This window comes from uncultured Methanobrevibacter sp. (assembly GCF_947169325.1).
Classification (GTDB): Archaea; Methanobacteriota; Methanobacteria; order Methanobacteriales; family Methanobacteriaceae; genus Methanocatella.
Window position 1 is genome coordinate 1 of record NZ_CAMVPN010000120.1, and the last position, 5,117, is coordinate 5,117.

General features: G+C 33.1%; 3 protein-coding genes. All 3 read right to left on the bottom strand.

From position 1 onward, the window contains the following. Positions 1–352: 352 nt before the first annotated feature. A complete protein-coding gene (locus Q0W26_RS11310) occupies positions 353–1,051 on the bottom strand; it encodes a type II CAAX prenyl endopeptidase Rce1 family protein (RefSeq protein ID WP_298525469.1) in 699 nt (232 codons plus the stop codon). Between the two features lie 24 nt (positions 1,052–1,075). Next, positions 1,076–1,933, bottom strand: coding sequence for a CPBP family intramembrane glutamic endopeptidase (locus Q0W26_RS11315; protein ID WP_298525471.1), 858 nt, complete (start codon positions 1,931–1,933; stop codon positions 1,076–1,078). A gap of 85 nt (positions 1,934–2,018) precedes the next feature. Then, a partial coding sequence (locus tag Q0W26_RS11320; protein WP_298525473.1) for a C1 family peptidase occupies positions 2,019–5,117 on the bottom strand: 3,099 nt, incomplete at its 5' end.

The following is a 5,117-nucleotide window of genomic DNA, read 5'->3' on the forward strand; positions in this document are numbered from 1 at the left end:
TATTTAATTATTTTAAATTTCAAAAAGTAGTGTAGAGAGAGAAAAGTTATACAACTATCGCATGAGTTTTCATATAACTACCTCACTTATTTAATTCAATATCATTTTACTTTTTTAAATTATATATAAATAGCTATTTTAATTGATTCGATATCATTCAAGGCTTTATTATCATGGGATGTTACTTCATTATTTATTCACCAGAAAGTTCAGATAATTAGTTGTAAAATACAGCAATGGAGCAAAAATACAAAATTTATACTTACAAAGGTAGGGCATATAAAAAACACATAGTTACTCTTTTATCAAATTAGGATTATCCAAAATTTCATTTTCAGATTTAGTATATAATTCATAATGGAATTCCAAGTAATGCAATGATGAAAATAATTTCATCCGTTAATAAGTGAGTAAGGTATGGAACAAGTATGTTTTTGGTTTTAACATATCCGTAAAACTCAAATATTGAACCAAAACCCTGCACGAAAAGTGCAAATATTAACATGGTAGGGTTATATGCATGGAAACAGGCAAACATCACCATTATTATAGCAACAGAAATGATTACAGACAATTTACGATTATTTGAAAATTTATAAAGCACTCTCAATAAAAATATGAATGGAATGAACTTAAAGAATTCCTCGCCCATCAATGAAAATATTGATGTAACTAATGTCATGACTGTTACTGTTTCTGAACCCATAGTTCCTGGGCTGACTATTCCAAATTGCTTCAATATCATCCCCATTACCATTCCATATACAATATATCCAACAAAAAGAGCCACTATAAGGACAAGATCTTTACGGGACGGCATCCTGAATATTGCTTTATAATCCCATTTTAAAAAATATAAAACCGGCACAATAAACACTATGCAGCCTAATATTATAAAAGGTAGATTTCCTGAGATTACTGCTAGTAATGTTCCAGCAATGAATGCAAGAAATAAGACAACCCATCCCCATTTGGGAATATGCGGATTTTTATTATAAAAGGGAAAATCATAACCTTCATCTTCAAAATTAAATCTATCTATTGATGTCATATTATCAGCTTTGTTTTAATTATTCTAAACGGTTTCAGGTATTTCTCCGAACCAATTGGTTTTCTTACCCACCAAATACATTATGGCAAATAGTACTATTTCAAAAATAATTGTTCCAACAACACTCTCTAATTGAGGAGAGGATGTTGATACGTGGAGTCCAAGCATGACGAATAAACCAACAGTGAAATTATTTGCGGTATGTATGGCAGAACAAACTTCAATACCGTTTGTTTTCCAAACGAAAAATCCGCAGATAAGACCCATAACTAGTACTTCCAAGAGTCCGAAAGTGTTATATCCATGGGCTAGGGCAAATATTATTGCCTGAATGACAATTGCTAAAACAGGTATTTTAAACCATGACCCTAATGTTTGCAAAAGAAATCCTCTAAACATGTATTCTTCTGCAATGGATTGGAGGGGTACGGCGATGCAAATAACTATCAAAAATAGTATTGAAACTTGAGATGTTCCTTTTGCTCCAGAAATAGTGCAAGATATGCCTTCATATATTATATACAGTATTAACGGAATTATTAATGCCTTGAAATAGAGTTTGAAATTCCATCCTCCCCATGAAGATGAATAGGATGAAAATGGTCTGTAATTAATAATTTTTGATGCAATATACAATGAGGGAATAAATGCTGCCAGTATCAGATCGGAAATAAGTATCGGTAATGCGGAGTTTAATCCTTCATATGTTCCGCCAAAAACTGCCTTTGCTAACTCAATGCCTCCCACCAGATAAGTAATTATCATCATTACTATTCCAAATAGGAGCATTATAAACATAGTTACTATTATAACAATTAATGGTTTGTACCAAGTATAGTTCTCAAAAGTTGTTGGAAACGTTATATAATCAGATATTGACATATTTTATCATTCCTTAAATATTTTAATAAAGATGGATGAGAAAAACTCATCCATTTATTATCATTCCACTAATAAGTGTCATGACCTATTTTACTTTAACTGTTGTTTTTATTGTGTCTTTAAGGTAAATCACTTTAACAGTGTATTTTTTACCTTTTTTAAACTTTTTGATTACATTTTTCTTAAGTGTCTTTTGTGCAATTCCTTTGGAGTTGGTTTTGACCTTGTAGGTTTTGCCATTGAATTTGAATGTTATCCATTTGCCTTTAACCAATTTACCGTTAATTTTAAGCTTAGCTTTTAATGTAAACTTTTTGGCAGTCTTTTTAACAGTAACTTTACTAGCTGTAATCACCTGTTTAACTGTAACTTTATTGGAGTAAGTTTTGCCGTTGAATACTGTTTTGATTGAGTATTTTCCAGGAGTTTGTGTAATTTTTATTTTTGCTATTCCATTTTTATCAGTGAAAACAGGGGTTGTTTTGCCGCTGATTGTGAATTTCACTTCTGCCCCTGCCCCTACGGCATGTCCATCTGCAGTCACAACTTTAACTGAGAAGTATTTGCCCCCAGCATAATCGACTGAAATATCATCGTTGTTGATGATTTGAGTATCATCAGCAACTGTAAATGCTTTTATACAGCATACGAATCCTTGTTCAGCCGCATCAGTCCAAGTGCCATTATAGAGGAATTCTGATGAATTATTTATGAAGTGCTGTCTTGAATATGCCAAACCCGGCAGGCAGTTTGATTTGATTTTAACAGTGAATTCATCTCCTTGTTTAATTGGAACATATGAATCTAATTTAATTGTATGATATCCTGCAAATGGTGAAAGGCCATTTTGTACATGCATTAATTTGCCATTGACATAAATTTCAACTGTGTAGTTACTGCCAGCATCTTTGAAATATGTTTCCACACCTGCAATCAAATCGTCTTCAATAGCTACAAAGTTGTTGCGGTATTCATTCAAATCGTAAGTAATGAATGAACCCTGAAGATCATACTGGTAATTTTTGTTGTAATCAACATCATTTATGAATATGAATGCATATGCATCATTATTTTTCATGAATGTTGAGTCATAATAGGATATATAGAAATATCCTTCATTTCCGGCATCTTCTCCCCAGCTGTTTTTAAATATCCATGCACCATCTCCCGGAGGGGTTATCAAAAAGTTTTCTTTTGAATATGTGTCGTCCCAACCGACTAAAACAACACCGTGGTTTACTTTCACTGATTCATCATCGCAGTATTGTGCGCTTGTTTCTTCATTGAAAAACGGTTCGTCCTGTGCGGCATAATATCTCACATATAAGGCCCCATATTTTAAGACAGCTTTTTTCACATGGTCCATATCGGTTGCATTTGCACAGGGTCTTATGCAGACAATATCCTGGAAATGAATGCTTGAATTCACACCAATTGCCGGTGAAATTTTTCCAAGTTCATCATAGACATCATATACTGATGGGAATACTCCTAACCAACTCAATGCATAATTTGCACCAATATTAAAGCCTCCCCCTTCATGAACATTTGTTGATCCGTATCTATTGTATCTGAATGAAACATCAGCCAGGTTATTTTCAGAAATATCCATTTCAACATCCAAAAATCTTAATATTGAAGATTCCATAGCTCCAGAAATACCGAATGACCAGCATACTCCTGATGAACCTTGGTTTCTGACTGGTGTTACCCATCCCCAATCACGCAGGTCAAATTGGGAAGGGATTGATTCCACTTCTATGCTGTTATTGATTATTGGCAATTTCAATGCGGGAGTAACTGAAATCAAATCATAAATTATATTGTTTAAACTGATTGAATCATTAGCAGAGTATGTATTGTTTTCTAAAATTCGTATGGTTGAGTCGAATGCTGAATATATGTCATCATAAGTTCCGTTTAAATCCGAATTATTTTCAAACAGATTGTCTTTAATGTCATAATCAGTATCATACATGTATATTGCACTTCCATCCTGTGCGCTGTTTTTGATAAATTCAGATTTTTTCAATGTAAATGTGGATGCATCTGCAAATATTGCGCCTCCAAAGCTTCCTCTTTTGTCATCATATACTGCTGAATTATTGTTGAATCTTGAATTTGAAACTGTCATGTTTGTCCAGGAGACATATATTGCCCCTCCATCAAAAACTGCAAGATTGTTTGTGAAGTTACAATTATCCACATCAAGAATACCTTCCAATTGTAAAATGGCTCCTCCGAATTGGGAATAACAATCAACAAAATTGGAATCTATTATTTCAACGGTTGGTTTTTCACCTGAACTGTATGCATCAGTAAAAATTGCCCCTCCATTTTTTTCGGAGTTGACATCGTTGAAATTACAATTTTTCAAATATGCCTCCTCTATATCTTTCAGTCCTATAGCTCCGGCTGTAAGGTTGGCATGCAAATTGATAAAGGTTGTGTTTACAATCTCCAATCTTCCACTTCCCATAATTGCAGTAGTGTATTTGGAAGTGGTATTTGCGAATATTGAGTTGAAAACACCAGTAAATGATAGTCCTTCGGTTTTAATAAACCCCCATTTTAAATTTTTAGAACTTCTCATCAGGGAATTGTTGAAGATTAAATTAGACCTGTGTCCAAAGATTACTCCTTCTGAAGCTGTACAGTCAAGGAATTTATCATCGTTACTGATATATGTTGCCAGTGCAGTTAAAATTATTCCATATTCAGCTGCACAGTTTTCAAAAGTCACATTATTTGTTGTTACTGTAGATTCAGAATTGATATATAAAACACTGCCTGAATAGGAGTTAGCGTTTCTGAAAACCAGATTATTTATGGTAATGTTGGTTCCGGTAACGCTGAAAATTGCTGATATATTATTCGCATCAATAATGTGGTTGTTTCCGTTAATGACAAAATTGTTTTTTACAAAACTGATTCTGGTAAAGTTATCAGTATCATTGTCGAATTTATAATCATGAGTTATTTCTAAAATGTCTGTAGAACTGTTTATATCATTTTCTAATTGAGTAAATGAATTTTTACTTAAATTATCATTTCCTGTTGGATTTTGACTATCTTCACCTATGATAGTCTCTTCCACGATTTCCAAATGTTCTCCCTTATCTTCACTCAAATCATCATCTGAAATTGATTCAGTCGCACAAACTGCACCTAAAGATATAAAAAG

Coding starts and splice junctions, on each gene's coding strand:
- Q0W26_RS11310 (WP_298525469.1), bottom strand. CDS start 1,051: ATGACATCAATAGATAGATTTAATTTTGAAGATGAAGGTTATGATTTT.
- Q0W26_RS11315 (WP_298525471.1), bottom strand. CDS start 1,933: ATGTCAATATCTGATTATATAACGTTTCCAACAACTTTTGAGAACTAT.